Source organism: Streptomyces sp. SID486 (genome assembly GCF_009865385.1).
Lineage (GTDB): Bacteria > Actinomycetota > Actinomycetes > Streptomycetales > Streptomycetaceae > Streptomyces.
This window is the reverse complement of the sequence record NZ_WWJT01000023.1, coordinates 1-365: the sequence shown is the minus strand read 5'-3', so window position 1 is coordinate 365 and position 365 is coordinate 1. Positions and strand designations below refer to the sequence as shown.

General features: G+C 84.1%; 1 pseudogene. It reads left to right on the top strand.

The features are described from left to right. Positions 1 to 365 (top strand): annotated as a pseudogene (locus GT045_RS01065) (ribonuclease E/G); the annotation flags it as partial.

Genomic DNA, 365 nt, shown 5'->3' with positions numbered 1-365 from the left:
GGCCGGGCCGAGCGGGCCGAGGCCGCCAGGGCCGCGCAGGCCGAGGCGGAGCAGGAGCAGGCCGCCGCGGCCCCGACCGCCCAGGACGTCACCGCCGAGCAGGCGGCGGCGCGCCCGGTGCAGCCGGAGTCGGCGGCCGAGGCGCTGGCCGAGCCCCAGGCGGCCGAGGACCAGGTGGTCCCGGCGCCGCAGGCCGAGGAGCCGGCCGCCGGGGAAGCCGCACCCAAGGGCCGTACGCGGCGCCGGGCGACCCGGAAGGCGTCGGCCCCGGCCGGTTCTCCCGCGGGCGCCGAGGCGGCCGTGGTGACGGTGCCGGAGACCGCGCACGCGGCCGAGGCGCCGGCCGAGCCCGCTCCCGCCGCCGA